Below are 17,326 nucleotides of genomic sequence, written 5' to 3'. Positions count from 1 at the left end.
CGGAACCGCTGCTTCCGTGTTCGCCGAGTAGCATTCACAGGTGAAACCATCTTCGCTCATGTCCCAGGCAGCCATCTCCACCGGTGGTGTCCTCGCTCAGGGACTGGCCCGTTTTGCCTACACGGTGCTGATCGGCCGCGTGATGGGGCCGGAGGATCTGGCTCACGTTTCGGCCTGGATCGCCCTGGCCCTGATCCTCTCGCTGCTCTGGCCGACCGGGGCGGGAAACGCGGCAGCGCACTTCCTCGCGCACGAGCGTGCACTCGGCCATTCTCCTGTTCCCGCCCTCCGCCTGATCCAGCGCTCGTTCTGGATCTCCTGCGCCGGAATGCTGTTGATCGGGCTTCCTGTCGCCATGATCGCGCTCGGGGCGGACATCGGCGACACCATCGCGATCGGGGTGCTGATCGTGACGTGGTCCGGCTATGTCCTCGCGCGGGGGATCGAGGTCGGCCTCGGCCGGATCACGTCTGCGGCAATCTGGGACGTGATCTCCTCGGCGACGACAATCGGGCTCCTCACGATCGTCCTGGTGACACGCCTTCCCGGGGCGCTCCTCTGGCCGATCGCGATCGGCTACGCCGTCTTCGCGCTGCACTCGCTCCGTGGCGCACACCTCGGCCACGACGAGCTCCGGCAGGAGAGCGGGCTGGAGCCGGCGCGCATCCTGAAGTTCATCTCCTGGAATTCCCTCGGATTGCTCGCCTCGAACGGGCTGATCCAGTTCGCGATGGTGTTTGTATTCATCGTCGAGCCACCGCTCACGGCCGGGTTGTTCGCCGCGGCGATGTCGCTCGCCACCCCCGCGTCGATGCTCAGCCAGGCCATCACCCAGGTGCTCATCCCGCGCTTCACCGAGTGGGTGGCGGCCGATCGGGTCGCCTCGCGGCGTCGGTACCTGATGGTGTTCGGAGTGATGTTCCTCGGCCTCGGCGCCGTCTTCGGAGCTGTCGCCCTCGCCAGCCCGATCGTCGTCGACGTCGTCTTCCACGCGACCTACCGGGAAGCCGCACCGATCATGGCCTTCCTCCTGATCGGCGTCTTCGCCTTCTCGATCTCCCTGGTCGCCACGGCATACCTGCTGACGACGGGGCGCACCCGGGTTGCGACGGCCGCCTCGGTCGTCGGCCTGGTCGTTGGCCTGATCGTCATGGTCGCGGGCACGCCGGTCCTGACCGGGTCGTGGGCGGCCGTGGCCGGAGTCATCTCCGGGTATACCGTGACCGCAGTGTGGGTCATCGCCGCATCGTTCGGGCGCGTGCAGGCGGATGCCCCGCGCGGCATCCGTGTTCCACTCGTCTAGGGTGAAGGATTAGCTGTAACCGCCGTCCCGAAGGAAATGATGTCCGACACGTCTGTCGCCGAGCTCGAACTGTCCATCGTCATGCCGTGCCTGAATGAGGCCGAGACGCTGGCGATCTGCATCGACAAAGCCCAGGGTTACCTGGCGCGGTCGGGAGTCCGCGGAGAAGTCGTCATCGCCGACAACGGCAGCACCGACGGATCGCAGGAGATCGCGATCGAGCACGGCGCCCGCGTCGTCGACGTCGCGGCCAAGGGCTACGGCAACGCCCTGATGGGCGGCATCGAAGCAGCCAAAGGTACCTACGTGATCATGGGTGACGCCGACGACAGCTACGACTTCAGCTCCCTCGACCAATTCGTCGAACGGCTCAGGGCCGGCGACGAACTCGTGATGGGCAATCGGTTCCGCGGCGGCATCGAGCCCGGCGCCATGCCGCCCCTGCACAAATATCTCGGCAATCCCGTGCTCTCGACCATCGGGCGGATGCTGTTCCGCTCGGAGATCCGCGACTTCCACTGCGGCCTGCGCGGCTTCAACCGGCAGTCGATCCTCGACCTCGGCCTGATCACGACTGGCATGGAATTCGCCAGCGAGATCGTCGTCAAGTCGACCCTCGACGGCCTCCGGGTGAGCGAAGTGCCCACGACGCTCAAGAAGGACGGCCGCAGCCGTCCGCCGCACCTCCGCAGCTGGCACGACGGCTGGCGCCACCTCCGGTTCCTGCTGCTTTTCAACCCGCGTTGGCTGTTCCTGATCCCCGGTTCCGTCGCGTTCGCCCTCGGAATCCTCGGCTCCATCCTGCTCGCCTTCGGACCGGTGCAGATCGGCACCGTGGGCCTCGACGTGTCCAGCCAGGTCTATCTCGCAGCGCTCGCCGTCGTGGGCTACCAGGCGATGCTCTTTGCGCTTCTGACGAAGCTCTACGCGCAACACGAGGGTTTCCACCTGCCGCGCAGCCGGGCCTTCGAACGGTTCGCCCAGCGGGCGAGCCTCGAAAGCGGCGTGATCGTCGGCCTGATCCTCTTCGTGATCGGCTTCGCCGTTGCCATCCTCCAGCTGAGCGTCTGGGCCGCCTCCGGATTCGGCGCCCAGGACCCCGTCGACACGATGCGGCTCGCGGTTCCGGCCGCCCTGTTCATGATGCTCGGGTTCCAGACCGCGATGTCGGGGATGTTCCTCGGGATCCTGTCCATCGACATCCGTCGCCCCCGCTAGCGACAGCTCTACTCGGCCCCGTCGTCGGTCTCGGGCGGGCGGGGCCTGGGCTGAAGTCCGCTGCGCCAGCTCTTGCCCTGCGCGGCCGTGAGGGCGCAGATCAGGAGCAGTAGCCAGCCGGCCTCCACGAGAACAGTGCTCTCCGCGAGGCTCGTGACGATCAGCACCACGAGGATGAGCGGCGCCCACGCGTAGATGAGGGTGCGCTTGTTGGAGGCGAGCACCCAGGACCGCCAGAAGGCGAGCACGACGAGGACCAGGAAGCTCAGGAAGCCGATCAGGCCGAGCTGGAAGTACACATCGAGGAACGCGTTCAGTCCGGTCTCGTAGTGTCGGCGGGTGCTGAAGTCGAGCCACCCGTACGGGGTCGCGGTCCCCGGCCACAGGCCCGACCAGCCCCAGCCCTCGAGCGGGTGCAGCCCCACGAGGCGCCACATCTCCCGCCACAGGGTCGCGCGCACGCCGAATTCGCTGCGGGCGTTGAGCGCTTCGACAATGGCCCCGCGGGTGAGGAACGCGACGACCCCGGCGACGACGGTCACGCCGAGGAGGGCGAACTGCAGCAGCCGACGGCGCGGCTGGGGGGTGTTGCGCAGCCAGGTCAGGGCGAGACCGGCGAGACCGACGAAGACCGCGACGATGAAGATGACCGGAGACCCGGTGAGCAGGAGGCAGGCGGTCGCCCCGATCAGCGAGACGATCGCCACCCCGCGCCGCACCGACCGGGTCCGTAGCTCGATGACGAAGGTGACGCCCGCAATGAGGGCAGCGAACCCGAGCGCGTTGCGGGAGCCGAAGATGCCCTGGATCGGGCCGAGCTCGTCAAGATGCCCCTGGATGTCGAGGAACCGGATCGGCGCGTCGAGCAGCAGTCCGGCGACGATCTCGAGTGCGACGGAGGTCGCGAGCAGCACCCGGAGCACGTCCCCTGTCGCCCGCACGATCTGGATCATGGTGCGCGCGAGCACGATGTAGAGCGCGAGGAAGGCGAAGGCGAGCTGGTAGATGAGCCCGATCGCCGTCGCGAACGGGTACCCGGTCCAGAGCAAGGACAGTGCGCACCAGCCGAGGAATACCAGGATCGAGATCGGCAGCAGCCCGTGCCATTCGATCTGTTTCCTGCGGGCGACGAGGGAGAACGCGGCGAGCACGACGAGTCCGCCGAGCACGCCGATCAGGCCGGGCCAGCCGACCAGCCCGCGCAGGAAGACCGAGCCGAACGCTGTCGCGATCGTCGCCTGGGTCAGCGCCGTGGCGAAGTGCGGGCCCCGGAAGAGCCGCATGAGTGCCCTCGGTAGTTCGGGGGAGTGCGCGCGGGAGTTCATGGGCTTCCTAGGCTACCCGCCGGCATCCGCCCCGCCCGGTCTGGCGTGTTTCGCAGCCACACGGATGCCTAGGGCATCGGCCGGTTCAAGGCCTGCTGTCTCTTGGTGGTGACGCTGACGAGCACGAGGAGAACCCAGCCGTATTCGATGAGCAGCCGGCTCTCTGCGACACTCTGGGCGATGAGCGCGGCCATCAGGAGCAGCGGGAGCAGGGCGGAGACGGTGTACGGGGCGGTGTCGGAGACGGTCGTGCGCGGCCGGTCGACCGCGAGGAACCAGGACCGCCAGAGGGCGCCGGCGACGATCGCGACGAAGGCGATGAGGCCGATCACCCCGACCTGGAACCAGACGTCGAGCCAGGCGTTGTGCGCCTGCAGGTAGACGACGCCCTTGCGGTTCGCGAGGCCCGCGAAGGGTTCGGCCCACGGCACCCAGTAACTGACCCAGCCCCAGCCGAATGCCGGCCGCTGCACGGCGAGGCCGGTGACGCTCGCCCAGATGTCGAGGCGGCCGGTGAGGTCCTCGCTTTTGCCGAAGAGGCTGAGCAGCCACGGCGACAGGGTTGCCACCGCGACCCCGCCGGCGACGATGAGGCCCGTGGCGGCGACATAGACGGGACGGCGGCGCTGCGGGCCGCGGCTGCGGGTCCAGAGGGCGAAGATCAGCACGATCGCGACGAAGGCTGCGGCGAGGGTCACGGTCGCAGAGCGGGTCAGCACCAGCACGACCGCGGCGGCGGCGAGCCAGGCGATGCCCCAGCCGCGCCGGACTGTGCGGGCGGCGAGCTGTACCGCGAAGACGATGACCGCGAGGAGAGCAACGAAACCGAGCAGGTTGCGGTTGGCGACGATGCCCTCGATCGGGCCGCCGTGGAAGAGCAGGCCGCGGGACCAGTAGAACGCGTCCGGGATCTTCTCGCCGGGGTAGGACACCCAGAGCGGGAGCACCGGCTGCCGCACGAAGGCGCCGACGATCACTTCGAAGAGCAGCGACAGGGCGATCACCCAGCGAAGCGCCGCGGCCAGGGTGCGGAGCAGTTCGGCCCAGCTGAGCACGAGGGCGAGGAAGAGCGCGGCGATCGTCGTGGCCCAGAGCACGGCGACGCCGATGGCCGAGGCGCCCGGGTAGAAGGACCAGGCGATGGACAGCGTCGTGATCACGAGGAAGACGCCGATCGAGCGCGGGAACTTCGACCAGACCCAGTCCGGCTTCAGGCGCACGAGCAACACCACGCTGCCGACGAGAACCACGACCGCGATGGCGCCGAAGCCCCACCAGCCGAGCAGGTTGCGCCAGAATTGACCGGCGAGGGCCGTGAAGAACACGAGCGTCGCAAAGGACCGGACGACGAAACGGCTCTGTACGGCGGGCATGAGTCCTAGAGTACTGCCGGGGTTCCCGCCCGGCTGCTGTCGAGCACACAGCCACCCAGACATTTTTATACCCATGGGGGTATAGTTCAGCCATGAAGATTCTTATTGTGGGCGGAGTGGCGGGCGGCATGTCCGCTGCGACGCGGATGCGCCGGCTCGACGAAGCGGCAGAAATCATCGTATTCGAGCGCGGGCACTACGTGTCCTTCGCGAACTGCGGGCTGCCCTACTACGTGGGCGGCCTCATTGAAGACCGGTCGGCGCTGCTCCTGCAGACGCCCGAGTCACTCGCGAGTCGTTTCCGCCTCGACGTGCGCATCGACCACGAGGTCACCGGCATCGACCGTGCGGCCCGGACGGTCAGCGTGCGGGACACGGTGACGGGGACCGTCACGACCGAAGGCTATGACCGTCTGGTGCTCGCGGCCGGGGCGACGACCCGCAGCGTGCTCCCTGCCGGGTCGGACCTGCCGGTGCACACCCTACGCACGGTCGACGACGTCGACCAGATCACCGCGCTCCTCACGCGCGCGTCCGGGCCGGGCTCCGCCGTCACTGGCCCCGCCGCCACGGTCGCCGCCGTCGTGATCGGCGCCGGCTTCATCGGCCTCGAAGCTGTCGAGAACCTCGTCCTGCGCGGCGTGCAGGTCACGGCCGTCGAATTCGCCGGCCAGGTGCTCGGGCCGCTCGACCCCGAGATGGCGGCCCCGGTTGCCGCGGTGCTGAAAGCGCACGGCGTGGACGTGCGGGTGGACACCTCGGTGCGGGGCGCATCCGCCGGGCGCGTGCTGCTCAGCGACGGAACGGATGTCGCGGCCGACCTGATCATCGAGGCGACCGGAGTGCTCCCGGACACCTCGCTCGCCGCTGCGGCCGGCCTGCGGATCGGCGAGAGCGGTGCGATCTGGGTGGACGACACCCAGCGGACGAGCGACCCGCTCATCTATGCCGTCGGCGACGGCGCCGAGAAGATCGATGCGATCAGCGGCGGGCCGACCCGGATCGCGATGGCCGGGCTCGCCAACCGGCACGGCCGCGCCGCCGCGGACAGCATTGCCGACAGCGCAGCCGGCGCTTCCGGGGTCTCCGTCGCCGCGGAGCCGGCCTTCGGCGTCGCGATCGTCGGCGTCTTCGGCACGACCGTCGCCATGGTCGGCTGGAGTGAACGGCGCCTGCTGGCCTCCGGCCGGGGGCACCGGGTCGTGCACACCCACCCGAGCGACCACGCCGGTTACTACCCGGGGGCCGAGCAGATGTCGGTCAAGCTCCTGGTTGATGCCGCGACGGACGCGATCCTCGGCGCTCAGATCGTGGGCGGTCACGGGGTCGACAAGCGGATCGACGTGATCGCCACGGCGATGGCCGGCGGGCTGACGGCATCCGCTCTCAGTCGGCTGGAGCTCGCCTATGCGCCGCAGTACGGCTCGGCGAAGGACCCGATCAACCAGCTCGGCTACGTTGCGGACAACCTCGCGGCCGGCACCACCCGCAGCCTGCAGTGGCACGAACTGGCCGCGGCGCTCGCCGCGGGCGAGGCGTTGGTCGATGTGCGCACGGCGGGCGAGTTCGCGGCCGGGAGTATCCCGGGGGCGATCAATGTGCCGCTCGACGAGCTCCGCGACCGGTTCGGCGACCTGCCGGCCGGGCCGCTCGTGGTGCACTGCCAGGTCGGGCAGCGCGGGCACACCGCCGCGCGGCTGCTCAGCCAGCTCGGCCGTGAGGTGCGTAACCTCGATGGAGGCTACAAAACCTGGGCGGCGGGGGCCGCGGCGCTCGCCGCGTCGCCCCGCGCCGCGGTCGCTCCTGCTCCTCCTATTTCCCCCGTAGTTCCCACTCTCTCCACCGAAAGGATCGTCGCATGAAGGAAATCACTGTCACGGAACTCGCCGCGCTCGACCACCCCGCCATCGTCGACGTGCGCGAACAGTCCGAATACGACACTGTCCACGCCGAGGGAGTGCGGTTGATCCCGCTCGGCGAGCTCGTGCAGCGCGTCGACGAGGTGCCGCGCACGGGCCCCGTCTACGTGGTGTGCCACCTCGGCGGGCGCAGCGCCCAGGCGACCGGCTTCCTCGCGGCGCAGGGCATCGACGCGATCAACGTCGTCGGCGGCATGGACGCGTGGCAGCGCGCCGGGCTGCCCGTTTCCGGAAAGGCCTGAGATGACTACTGAAACTGTCGCCGTAGCGGATGCCGCCGTTCAGCCCACCGCTGTGCAGGGGGCCGCGCACGCCGCGAACCAGAAGAAGATCCTGAACCGGTTGCGCCGGGCCCAGGGCCAGCTCGGCGCGGTGATCGCCGCGGTCGAATCCGGCGGTAGCTGCAAGGACGTCGTGACCCAGCTTGCCGCGGTGTCGAGCGCCCTCGACAAGGCGGGCTTCGTGATCGTGTCCACCGCGATGCGCGACTGCATCGACAACCCGGACACCCCGAACGCGCTCACGGTCGACGAGCTCGAGAAACTCTTCCTCACCCTCGCCTGACCCCGCGCGCCCGCCCCTGACCACGGGGCACGGGCGGGCGGGGCATCAGCGCCGGGTCAGGTGCGTGACCGTGAAGCCGCCGGGGGCGACCGTGACGGATGCGCGAGCCGGGTTCCCCCGCTCATCCGCGTGGGCGACGGGCCGGCCAGCGGCATCGTAAGCGGCCTGCTCCAGCCGGAACCCGCGCGGCACGAGCACGGGCCGCACGCTGGACTCCCGCGCGGCGCTCACGTACAGCGTCGAATCGCCGGCCGGTCCGGTCACCGTGACCGTGGACACGAGCGGCTGCAGCAGCAACGCGTCGATCGCCGCCGCCCCGCTCGACGTGCCGGTCACAGCGGTCGAGCCGGCCGGCAGCGTGCGGGACAGTGAGAGCGGCAGCAGGCGGCCGGGGGCATCCGTGATTCCCTGCGCCCCCGCGCCACCGTTCGCCGTGCTGCCGAGCGCTGCCCGGGCGGATGCCCAGCTCGTGTTCCCTGAGCGGGCTTCGGTCTGGTTCACGATCGGGTAGACGTTGCGGGCCTGGTCGTTCGCCGGGACGGGGACGCTGAGCGACCCGCCCTTCGTCAGGCTCACGTATGCGCCGCCGGAGAGGTTGGCCTCGCCGGTCCACGCCGATGCGGGGGTGACGACCGAGCCGCCGGTGATCGTGCCGGACTCGGCTTCGACGACGCTGAGTCCTGCGGTTGCGACGGTCTTCTCGATTCCGAGCGCCTTGGCCCTGAGCTCGGGGTTCGCGTCGAGGGTGAGCATGGTCAGCAGGGTGTGGATCGTGGATTCGGCGCCCGAGTTCGGGTTGACCCGGCCGTCGCGCTCGATGCCGTCGATCGCGGTGCCTGTCGCCGGGTTGTATGCCGGGAGGCCGCTGCGGTTGGCGCCGAAGAACCAGCCGGCGTAGATCGCGGCGACGTCGAGCAGGCCGGGCGCGTTCGCGGCCTTCGCGGTCGCGACGAGGCCTTCGACCCGGGAGTCAACGCCGTAGGCGATCTGCGCCTCGCCGGGGGTCGGGCTCCACGCGTTGTCGGCGCCGCCCGCGGCGAGAAGCTGCGGGGTGAACTGGGCGGAGTCGGCGACGGCGGCTTTCAGCAGGTCGGGTCGGCCGAGCACGGTCGATGCCGTCGCGACGGCGGTAGGGGCCAGGCCGCCCCAGGCATGCCAGAGCGACTGCGACTTGTTCCACGGCAGGATCGCGCCGAACGGCCACTGGGTGAGCGAACCGGAGGACATCGCGGCGACGCCCTCGGTCAGCCGGGTCAGCGCGGTGCGCACAACGCTGTCGCCGGGGTCGGCCGCGCTGAAGGCGGCGAGGCCGATGGCGGCCTCTGCCGAGGCATCCGCCCCGCCGGCGATGAGCCAGGCCGGGACCTTCACGCCGTCGGCGACGTCGAAGGTGCCGTACCGGGCGAGGGACTGCCGGTTGAGCGCGTCGAGGCTGAGGTGCAGCCGGTTCTGGAGGAACGCGGCGAAGGCGGGGTCTCCGCCCGCGCCAGTTCCAGAGAAGGCCGCGTAGCCCTCGCCGAGGGCCCAGAGGGTGCGGGCGACCCAGTACGACTCCGCGGAGTCGCTCGGGTCCGGCAGTTCCTTGGGCGTTGCGCTCGGGGTCAGCGTGCCGTCGGCTTGCTGCCAGAGTACGACGTTGCCGGCGTTCGGGCCGGACGCGGTCTGGAGGTAGGTCAGGGCGCGCAGGGTCTGCACCGCGTGGTCGCGGCTCGAGGCGTCGCCGGTGAGCTTCCAGTGCCGCAGGTAGACGACCGCGGTGCGGGCGATGTCGTCGGCGTTGTATGCGCCCTGGCTCCAGTGGCCAGTGCCTGCGTCGAGGGAGCCGCCGCCGATGCGGGTGTAGCTCCCGTCCGCGTTGCGGTTGGCGTAGGTCCATGGCGCCTGCGCGGTCGGCTGCTCGGCGAGGCGGTAGGTCGTGTGCTCCGCGGTCTGCGTGAGCGGAACCGCGTCGAGCAGGAAGTCCAGGTGAGCGAGGTTGGTGAGCGGCTGGCCTGCGGCGGGGGCCGGTGGCGTGGTGGTGCTGCCGACCGCGGTTGCGGTGCCGCCGGCGACGGATGCGGCCGCCCGGCCGGGCTGTGCGGCCGCGGCTCCCGCACCGGCTCCCCACAGCAGCAGCGAGACCGCGCTCGCGAGGGCGACGGAGCCCAGCGCCGATCGGCGCGGGGTGAAACGGAAACCAACGGCATTGTGCGTCATGCGTGACTCTCCTTTGAGTACTGAACCGGTTCAGCACTCCCCACTAAACCGGTTAAGGTAGCGAGTGTCAAGGGGGACCGTCGCCGGGCATCCGTGGGCGCCTTGATAGTTTGGACTCAACCGAGTCGCACGAGACGTACAGGAGCAGTCATGTTTGTGGGCATCAGCAATACACCGCGGGACTACGCGTGGGGCTCGACGACCGCGATCTCGGGACTGCTCGGCACGACTCCGTCTGGCAAGCCGGAGGCCGAACTCTGGCTCGGGGCGCACCCGGGGTCGCCGTCGGTAATCGAGGATCCCTCGCGCACGGGCGGGGCCAGGACCCTCGTCGACTGGATCCTCGCGGACCCCGAGCGGGCTCTCGGCTCCGCGCTCGCGGAGCGGGAGACCGACGCAGGGTCGGTGCCTCCGCGGCTGCCGTTCCTGCTCAAGGTGCTCGCCGCCGCGAGCCCGCTCTCGCTGCAGGCGCATCCCACGAGTGAGCGGGCGCGCACCGGCTTCGCCCTCGAGAACGCCGCGGGCGTCCCCATCGATGCCTTCGACCGCAACTACCGCGATCAGTTCCACAAGCCCGAGATCATCTTCGCGCTGAGCGAGACCTTCGAGGCGCTCTGCGGTTTCCGCGAGCTCGGCGAGGTGCGGCGCATCGTGGGGGAGTTGCGCGCCCTCGACGCCGCGTCGGAGAACCCGCAGCCCGGAGCCCTCGACGCCCTCGAGAGCCGGCTGCTCGGTGACACCGGCCTGCGGGACACCGTGGACTGGCTGCTGCGTGACGGGCGCGGCGGCGACACCGGCGAGGTCTCCTGGCTCGTCGAGCGCGTGGTCAGCCTCGCGAAGGACGCCGTGTACCTCGCGGAGGGCGGGGCCGCGATCCGGTTCCCGCTCGAGCTCGCGACCGTGCGCGACCTCGCCGTGGCGTACCCCGGCGACCCCGGCATCGTGATCTCCCTCCTGACCAACCGGGTCTCCCTGAAACGCGGCGAGGCCCTCTATCTGCCGGCCGGCAACATCCACGCCTACCTGCTCGGGCTCGGCATCGAACTCATGGCGGCGTCGGACAACGTGCTCCGCGGCGGGCTCACCCCCAAGCACATCGACGTCGACGAACTTCTCGACGTGCTCGCCTTCTCTCCGGTTCCGGTGCCCTACCTGGCCCCGATCGTGCACACGCCCGGCGTGTCCGAGTACCGGCCCGACGTGGACGACTTCGCGCTCGTGCACATCGAGGCCTCTGCGGCGGATGCTGCCGCTCCCGCCGCCGGGGTCCCGATGCGCCAGTTCACGCTCACGGGACCGGGAATCGCGCTCTGCACGGCCGGAGGCTTCCTCGTGGCCGGTGCAACGGCATCCGTCACCCTGAAGCGCGGCGAATCGGTCTACATCACCCCCGACGAGGGCACCCTCACCTTCGCGGGCGCCGGAGATGTCTTCCTCGCCACAACCCCCTAGTCCCCGCTCGCCGGTCTTTGCTCGGCGCGAGGAGCCCGGAGGTCAGCCGGCGCGGCGGGCCCCGAAGGTGCGCCGGTACGCGGTCGGGGTGGTCTGCAGCACCTTGAGGAAGTGGTGCCGCATCACGGCGGCCCCGCCGAACCCGGTGTCGCCGGCGATCTCCTCGAGGCTCCGCGTGCTCTCCTCGAGCAACTGCTGCGCCCGCAGCAGGCGCTGCCGGTTGAGCCACGCCGTCGGCGTCGTGCCGAGCTCCGCGCGGAAGCGCCGGGCGAAGGTGCGCGGCGACATCAGCGAGCGCCGGGCGAGTTCCTCGACGGGCAGCTCGCGGTCGAGGTTCTCGAGCATCCACGCGGTCACGCTCGCGAACGAGTCGCTGTCGCAGTCGACGACGGGTGCCTCGATGAACTGGCACTGGCCGCCGTCGCGCTGAGGCGGCACGACCATCCGCCTGGCGATGTTGTTGGCGACGGATGCCCCGAGCACCTTCCGCACGATGTGCAGGCACGCGTCGATGCCGGCCGCAGTACCGGCCCCGGTCACCACGCGGCGGTCCTCGACGAAGAGCACGTCGGGGTCGACCCGGGTCTGGGGGAATCGGCGCGCGAGGGCATCCGTGTACATCCAGTGCGTGGTGCTGCGCCGGCCGTCGAGGATGCCCGCCTCGCCGAGCACGAACGCGCCGCTGCAGACGCTCAGCACCCAGGCGCCCCGGGCCTCGGCGTCGCGCACGGCCTGCAGCACGGCGGGATGCACCGGTGTGCCCTTGTCGAATGCGGGAATCGCGAGCAGGTCGGCGTCGGCCGCCGCGGAGAGGTCTTCCGTCACGATGATGTCGAAGCCGAGCTTGGTGCGGATCGGCCCGGGCTCGGCGGCCGTCACGTGGAAGTCGAAGACGGGACCGCCGGTGTCGCTCCTGTCGATGCCGAAGACCTCGCAGATCACGCCGAACTCGAACGGCGCCATGTCGGGCAGGGCGATGCAGACGACCTTGTTGAGCGAGGCAGGGGCGAGCGCGGCGGGCATGCGAACCTCCGGTAACGGCATTGGCAGGAAATGGTCGAACACTGGCAAGACTGCCACTCGCGGCAGGATATCGCAATGCCTAGAGTTCCTGCCATGATGACATTCCTGGTCCTGGTTCTCGCCCTCCTCACCCTCTGGAGCGCCGTCGCGACGTTCAGCACGGTGACCCGCGACGGCTACGGCGACCCGCAGATCGCCCGGCGCACCCACGGCCCCGACGACGACTGGCCCTGACCCACGCGCGCTACTTCCGCTGCTTCGCGCCTGGCACGCCTGGCGCGAAGCGGCGCAGGGGGCGCGCAGCGCCGGAATCGGCCCGAACGCTAGGCTGGCAGCACCGGCATCGCTAGGTTGCCGAGCGATCCTGCGAGGGTAAACATGGCGTGGCTTGTCACCGGCGGAGCCGGCTATATCGGATCCCACATCGTCCGCGCGTTCCTCGCCGAGGGCATCGACGTCGTCGTGGTCGACGACCTCTCGAGCGGCCACGCCGAATTCGTCCCTGAGTCCGTGCCGTTCGTTCACGGCGACCTGCTCGACGGCCCCCTTCTCCTCAACACCTTCTCCGATCACCCGATCACGGGCGTCGTGCACGTCGCCGGTTTCAAGTACGCCGGGGTCTCGGTGCAGCGCCCGCTGCACACCTATGAGCAGAACGTCACGGCCATGGCCACCCTCCTCGCTGCAATGCAGGAAGCCGACGTGAAGCGGATGGTGTTCTCCTCGAGCGCGGCCGTCTACGGCACCCCGACGACCTCGCTCGTCACCGAGGAGACCCCGAAGAGCCCGGAGTCCCCGTACGGCGAGACCAAGCTCATCGGCGAGTGGCTGCTCCGCGACCAGGCCGTCGCGGCCGGACTCAGCTACACCGCGCTCCGCTACTTCAACGTTGTCGGCTCCGGTGCTCGCGAGCTCCGCGACACGAGCCCGCACAACCTGTTCCCGATCATCTTCGACGCGCTCCTCGCCGGCCGCACCCCGCGGATCAACGGCAACGACTACGCGACCCCCGACGGCACCTGCGTGCGCGACTACATCCACGTCGCCGACCTCGCCGTCTCGCACGTCGCGGCCGCCCGACTCCTCGACGCCGGCACGGCGATCGAACCCGTCTACAACCTCGGCAGCGGCGACGGCGTCTCCGTCGGCGAGATCATGACGACGGTCGCCCGCGTGACCGGCATCGACTTCACGCCAGACATCGGTCCCCGCCGGGCCGGCGACCCCGACCGCATCGTCACGAGCGGCGCGCTCGCGGCACGCGACCTCGACTGGAAGATGCGGCACAGCCTCGAAGAAATGGTGCGCAGCGCCTGGGAATCGCGGCAGGCGGCATCCGTTTCATAGGGCTCTGGACGCATATTCGTCAAGCCCCCGGCGAGGTCACATTTTCTGTCTTTGGGCGAGTCGAAACTCTCCAGCCGACATTGAGGGTTTATTATCGGCGACTTGACGTGGGGGAATTACACGGCTGTAATTAGTGCGGACGAGTTATTAGGGCACGTATTGCAAGGGGTGGGAGACGATATGACGCAAGCCGAGTATCGTTCCGGAGTACCCGAGGACTGGTTCGTCGATCCCGTTCGCTTGGGCATTCCCGGAATTCGCAAGGACAGCACCGGACACACTCTTCCCGACGAAGGTGACGCCCTCGCCTGGCAGGCGGATTCGCTGTGCGCCCAGACCGACCCCGAGGCGTTCTTCCCCGAAAAGGGCGGCTCCACCCGGGACGCGAAGAAGATCTGCACCTCGTGCGAGGTGCGCACCCAGTGCCTGCAGTACGCGCTCGCCAACGACGAACGCTTCGGCATCTGGGGCGGTCTCTCCGAACGCGAGCGGCGCAAACTGCGCAAGCGCGCCAGCTGACGCCGTTCCCACCCACATCGGCCGCGTGAATCGGGCCGTGCATATCGGGCACGCCCGTCCAGGGGCCACCGCACAACGACGATGCAACCTAGGCTTGGCTTGATATGCATGCACGAGTCACAGCCATCCTTGTCGCCCGCAACGGCGCGAAACACCTTGAGCGCACTCTCGAGGCTCTGAGTCGGCAAACCCGTCAGCCGGATGTCGTCATCACCGTCGACTGCGGATCCAGCGACGCGACGGCCCAGCTGCTCGCCGCGCACGGTCCGACGCACTTCATCTCCGCCGACTCCGACCTGACCTTCGGGCAGGCGATCGCCGCCGCCGTGCGCGTGATGGCGCCGCCGGAATCCGACAGCGAGATGCTCTGGCTGCTCGCCCAGGACAGTGCCCCCGAACCCGGCGCGCTCGAAGCGCTGCTCGGCGAACTCGAGATCGCACCCTCCGTCGCCGTCGCCGGACCCAAGATCATGGACTGGCGCGCCCATGACTACATCCACGACGTCGGCCTGTCGATGACGCCGGGCGGGGCGACCGTGACCCTCGTCGAGAGCGAACTCGACCAGGGCCAGCACGACGGCATGAGCGACGTGCTCGCCGTCGACGCCGGCGGAATGCTCGTGCGCCACAGCGTCTGGAACCAGCTCGGCGGTTTCGACCCCGGCCTGCCGTCCGCGGACGACGCCCTCGACTTCTGCGTGCGCGTGCGCCTGTCCGGCCGCCGGGTGTCCGTCGTCGCCGCGGCGCGCGTCGCCTCGGCGGGCGACGGTGTCGCCGGGCTCAGCGGGTCCTCGCGCGGACGGGCCCGCCGCAAGCGACTCCGGGTGGCCAGGACCGCACAGCTGCACCGGCGCCTCGTCTACTCCGCGGGGTGGCTGATCCCCCTGCACTGGATCGCGCTCGTGCCCTTCGCCTTCTTCCGCTCCATCGGAGCGCTGCTGCAGAAGGAGCCCGGCGCGATTCCCGGCGAGTTCTCGGCCGCATTCCGCACCGCGTTCAGTGGCTCCCGGGTGCACAATGCCCGCCGTCGACTCGCCGAGACCCGCACGCTCGGCTGGGGGTCGATCGCGTCCCTGCGCCTGACGAATGCCGAGGTCCGCCGCAGGCACGCCCTCAAGCGCGAAGCGGTGCTCGTCGGCCTCGGCGCCGACCGGCCGGAGATCCGCTTCTTCGCGAGCGGCGGCGCCTGGACCGTGCTCGCGGCTGCGCTCGTCGGAATCATCATGTTCGCCTCCCTGCTCGGCGCGCAGAACCTCGCCGGCGGGGGACTCCTGCCGCTGTCGAGTACCCCGGCCGGGCTCTGGGCGAGCGTTGGATACGGCTGGCGCGACCTCGGCCTCGGCTTCGTCGGTGCCGCAGATCCTTTCGCCGCCGTGCTCGCCGTGCTCGGTTCGCTCACGTTCTGGGCCCCGTCGTACTCGCTCGTGCTGCTCTACTTCGTCGCCCTCCCGCTCGCGGCACTCGGCGCCTGGCTCGCGGCGACCCGCCTGACCGACCGCGGGTACCTCCGCTTCACAGCCGCAGCACTGTGGGTGCTCGCCCCGACCTTCCTCACAGCGTTCTCGGCCGGTCGCCCTGCCGCGATCCTCGCGCACCTGCTGCTGCCCTGGCTGTTCTTCGCCGGCTATTCCGCCGGCCGGTCGTGGTCCGCGTCGGCGACAGCATCCCTGCTCTTCGCCGCCGTGCTGTTCTGCGCCCCCTCGCTCACGCCCGCGCTGCTCATCCTGTGGTTGCTCTGCTCGGTCGCCAGCGGACGCGGCATCGCCCGGTTCATCGGCATCCCGCTGCCCGCCGTCGCCCTCGCGCTCCCGCTGATCCTGGACCAGGGCCTGCGCGGCTCGTGGCTCGCGCTCCTTGCCGACCCCGGGGTGCCGGTGCCCAGCACCCCCGCCCCGGACTGGCAGCTGCTGCTCGGCTTCCCGACCGGCGACTTCGGCGGCTGGAGCACGCTGCTCGGCCAGGCCCCCGCGTTGCAGGGCCTGCCGTTGTCCTGGATCATCCCGTTCCTGTTCGCCCCGCTCGCGATCCTCGCCGCACTCTCGTTGTTCCTGCCCAGCATCCGCAATGCGAGCGTCGCGGTCCTGACCGCCCTTCTCGGCGCCGGCACCGCGATCGCCGCGACGCAGCTCAGCCTCGCGACGACGGGCGCCGCGAGCGTCAGCATCTGGCCCGGCTCCGGCCTGAGCCTCTACTGGCTCGGCCTTGTCGGCGCCGTGATCTTCGCCCTGCGCGAGTTCCGCCGCTTCGCCGTCGCCCCCGCCGTCGCCGCAACCGTCCTTCTCGCTGTCGCCGTCGTCCCGCTCGCCGGAGCACTCCCGCTCGAGCTGAGCGCCGTCCATGAGGGCAGCGACCGCACCCAGCCCGCCTTCGTGACGGCAGAAGCGCAGACGGATGCCCGGGTCGGCACCCTCGAAATCGTCCCGCAGTCCAACGGCGGCATCCTCGCCACGATCGTGCGCGGCGCGGGCACCACCCTCAACGAGCAGAGCACCCTCGTCAACACCACGACCACGCTCTCCGCGGCGGATAAGGAACTCGCCACGCTCGCGGGAAACCTGGCCTCACGCAGCGGACTGGATGCCTCGGCCGGACTGGCCGACCTCGGCATCCGCTTCGTGCTGCTGCGGCCGGCCGCCCTCACCGACACCGGCAGAGGTGCCGCGGCGGCAAGCGTCGCGGCCACGGAGACCCTAGCCAGGGCGACGACCGCGCTCGACGGCGAAGCAGCGCTCGTGCCCGTCGGGGACACCGCGTACGGGCGGCTCTGGCGCCATGACGGGTCCGCCTCCGCCGCCGGTGTCACGGCGAGCGAGGTCCCGGCCCACGCCGGGGGAGTCTTCTCTCTCGCCGCCCTGCTTCTTGCCGCGATCACGGTCGGCTCAGCCCTGCTCCTGTCGATCCCGACCGGGGCAGGCCCCGAAGCCGTACGCCAGGCGAATCGCGACGCCATGCGCCGCTCGGCCCGCTCGGACACCCAGGACCGCAAGGCAGAGGCACGGGATCTCCACCGCGAAGAACGCAGTGCGAAGTCCGAGGCGCGGTCTGCCCGCTCCGAGGCTCGTGCCGCACTGCGGCGCAGCGTGAAGG

14 protein-coding genes are annotated in these 17,326 nt (G+C 70.1%); 10 read left to right on the top strand and 4 right to left on the bottom strand.

Features of this window, described 5'->3' with window-relative positions; genetic code table 11:
• Positions 1 to 40 precede the first annotated feature (40 nt).
• Together QN357_RS00070 and QN357_RS00065 are read left to right on the top strand one after the other, a co-directional pair.
• Positions 41 to 1,303 carry a lipopolysaccharide biosynthesis protein gene (locus QN357_RS00070; RefSeq protein WP_134449040.1) on the top strand — a complete coding sequence of 421 codons (1,263 nt, stop codon included), beginning with the start codon at positions 41 to 43 and terminating at the stop codon, positions 1,301 to 1,303.
• A gap of 39 nt (positions 1,304 to 1,342) precedes the next feature.
• Positions 1,343 to 2,521 carry a glycosyltransferase family 2 protein gene (locus QN357_RS00065; protein ID WP_323504251.1) on the top strand — a complete coding sequence of 393 codons (1,179 nt, stop codon included), beginning with the start codon at positions 1,343 to 1,345 and terminating at the stop codon, positions 2,519 to 2,521.
• 8 nt (positions 2,522 to 2,529) lie between these two features.
• Here QN357_RS00065 and QN357_RS00060 read toward each other — a convergent pair whose 3' ends face one another.
• Positions 2,530 to 3,846: an O-antigen ligase family protein gene (locus tag QN357_RS00060; protein WP_134560451.1), complete on the bottom strand. Its 1,317-nt coding sequence runs from the start codon at positions 3,844 to 3,846 to the stop codon at positions 2,530 to 2,532.
• A gap of 68 nt (positions 3,847 to 3,914) precedes the next feature.
• The gene (locus QN357_RS00055) at positions 3,915 to 5,219 is read right to left on the bottom strand and encodes an O-antigen ligase family protein (protein ID WP_323504250.1); all 1,305 of its coding nucleotides are present in this window, start codon (positions 5,217 to 5,219) and stop codon (positions 3,915 to 3,917) included.
• Positions 5,220 to 5,311: 92 nt separating this feature from the next.
• Here QN357_RS00055 and QN357_RS00050 point away from each other — a divergent pair, with 92 nt between their 5' ends.
• Genes QN357_RS00050 through QN357_RS00040 form a run of 3 tightly spaced genes read left to right on the top strand, consistent with a single transcriptional unit; the run spans position 5,312 to position 7,702 of the window.
• Positions 5,312 to 7,081 (top strand): FAD-dependent oxidoreductase, encoded by a 1,770-nt coding sequence (locus tag QN357_RS00050; RefSeq protein ID WP_323504249.1) that lies wholly within the window; start codon positions 5,312 to 5,314, stop codon positions 7,079 to 7,081.
• Positions 7,078 to 7,380, top strand: coding sequence for a rhodanese-like domain-containing protein (locus tag QN357_RS00045; protein ID WP_134560445.1), 303 nt, complete (start codon positions 7,078 to 7,080; stop codon positions 7,378 to 7,380). Before QN357_RS00050 ends, QN357_RS00045 begins: the two co-directional genes overlap by 4 nt.
• A 1-nt stretch (position 7,381) precedes the next feature.
• Positions 7,382 to 7,702, top strand: a complete 321-nt coding sequence (locus tag QN357_RS00040; RefSeq protein WP_134449034.1) for a metal-sensitive transcriptional regulator — start codon at positions 7,382 to 7,384, stop codon at positions 7,700 to 7,702.
• A gap of 45 nt (positions 7,703 to 7,747) precedes the next feature.
• Here QN357_RS00040 and QN357_RS00035 read toward each other — a convergent pair whose 3' ends face one another.
• Entirely contained in the window at positions 7,748 to 9,898 is a 2,151-nt protein-coding gene (locus tag QN357_RS00035) for a hypothetical protein (RefSeq protein WP_323504248.1), read from the bottom strand.
• Positions 9,899 to 10,048: 150 nt separating this feature from the next.
• Here QN357_RS00035 and manA point away from each other — a divergent pair, with 150 nt between their 5' ends.
• Positions 10,049 to 11,350 (top strand): mannose-6-phosphate isomerase, class I, encoded by a 1,302-nt coding sequence (gene manA, locus QN357_RS00030; protein WP_134449032.1) that lies wholly within the window; start codon positions 10,049 to 10,051, stop codon positions 11,348 to 11,350.
• A gap of 42 nt (positions 11,351 to 11,392) precedes the next feature.
• Here the strand turns inward: manA and QN357_RS00025 are convergent, their stop codons facing one another.
• Positions 11,393 to 12,373 (bottom strand): GlxA family transcriptional regulator, encoded by a 981-nt coding sequence (locus QN357_RS00025; RefSeq protein ID WP_134449031.1) that lies wholly within the window; start codon positions 12,371 to 12,373, stop codon positions 11,393 to 11,395.
• Between the two features lie 93 nt (positions 12,374 to 12,466).
• Between QN357_RS00025 and QN357_RS00020 the strand changes: the two genes are divergently transcribed.
• The 4 genes from QN357_RS00020 to QN357_RS00005 all read left to right on the top strand — a co-directional run.
• On the top strand, positions 12,467 to 12,607 hold the full coding sequence (locus tag QN357_RS00020) for a hypothetical protein (protein ID WP_166787366.1): 141 nt from the start codon (positions 12,467 to 12,469) through the stop codon (positions 12,605 to 12,607).
• A gap of 144 nt (positions 12,608 to 12,751) precedes the next feature.
• Positions 12,752 to 13,720, top strand: a complete 969-nt coding sequence (galE, locus tag QN357_RS00015) for a UDP-glucose 4-epimerase GalE (RefSeq protein WP_134449030.1) — start codon at positions 12,752 to 12,754, stop codon at positions 13,718 to 13,720.
• A gap of 180 nt (positions 13,721 to 13,900) precedes the next feature.
• Positions 13,901 to 14,239 carry a WhiB family transcriptional regulator gene (locus QN357_RS00010; RefSeq protein ID WP_134449029.1) on the top strand — a complete coding sequence of 113 codons (339 nt, stop codon included), beginning with the start codon at positions 13,901 to 13,903 and terminating at the stop codon, positions 14,237 to 14,239.
• A 104-nt stretch (positions 14,240 to 14,343) separates the two neighbouring features.
• Positions 14,344 to 17,326 (top strand): glycosyltransferase (locus QN357_RS00005; protein ID WP_323504247.1); only part of this gene is annotated, 2,983 nt, incomplete at its 3' end.

Origin of the sequence: Cryobacterium sp. RTC2.1 (assembly GCF_035018685.1) — a bacterium.
Taxonomy (GTDB): Bacteria; Actinomycetota; Actinomycetes; order Actinomycetales; family Microbacteriaceae; genus Cryobacterium; species Cryobacterium glucosi.
Note: the sequence above shows the minus strand (reverse complement) of the source record. Positions and strands in the feature narration are given on the sequence as shown.

Coding starts and splice junctions, on each gene's coding strand:
- QN357_RS00020 (WP_166787366.1), top strand. CDS start 12,467: ATGATGACATTCCTGGTCCTGGTTCTCGCCCTCCTCACCCTCTGGAGC.
- QN357_RS00045 (WP_134560445.1), top strand. CDS start 7,078: ATGAAGGAAATCACTGTCACGGAACTCGCCGCGCTCGACCACCCCGCC.
- QN357_RS00040 (WP_134449034.1), top strand. CDS start 7,382: ATGACTACTGAAACTGTCGCCGTAGCGGATGCCGCCGTTCAGCCCACC.
- manA (WP_134449032.1), top strand. CDS start 10,049: ATGTTTGTGGGCATCAGCAATACACCGCGGGACTACGCGTGGGGCTCG.
- galE (WP_134449030.1), top strand. CDS start 12,752: ATGGCGTGGCTTGTCACCGGCGGAGCCGGCTATATCGGATCCCACATC.
- QN357_RS00060 (WP_134560451.1), bottom strand. CDS start 3,846: ATGAACTCCCGCGCGCACTCCCCCGAACTACCGAGGGCACTCATGCGG.
- QN357_RS00065 (WP_323504251.1), top strand. CDS start 1,343: ATGTCCGACACGTCTGTCGCCGAGCTCGAACTGTCCATCGTCATGCCG.
- QN357_RS00025 (WP_134449031.1), bottom strand. CDS start 12,373: ATGCCCGCCGCGCTCGCCCCTGCCTCGCTCAACAAGGTCGTCTGCATC.
- QN357_RS00050 (WP_323504249.1), top strand. CDS start 5,312: ATGAAGATTCTTATTGTGGGCGGAGTGGCGGGCGGCATGTCCGCTGCG.
- QN357_RS00055 (WP_323504250.1), bottom strand. CDS start 5,219: ATGCCCGCCGTACAGAGCCGTTTCGTCGTCCGGTCCTTTGCGACGCTC.
- QN357_RS00035 (WP_323504248.1), bottom strand. CDS start 9,898: ATGACGCACAATGCCGTTGGTTTCCGTTTCACCCCGCGCCGATCGGCG.
- QN357_RS00010 (WP_134449029.1), top strand. CDS start 13,901: ATGACGCAAGCCGAGTATCGTTCCGGAGTACCCGAGGACTGGTTCGTC.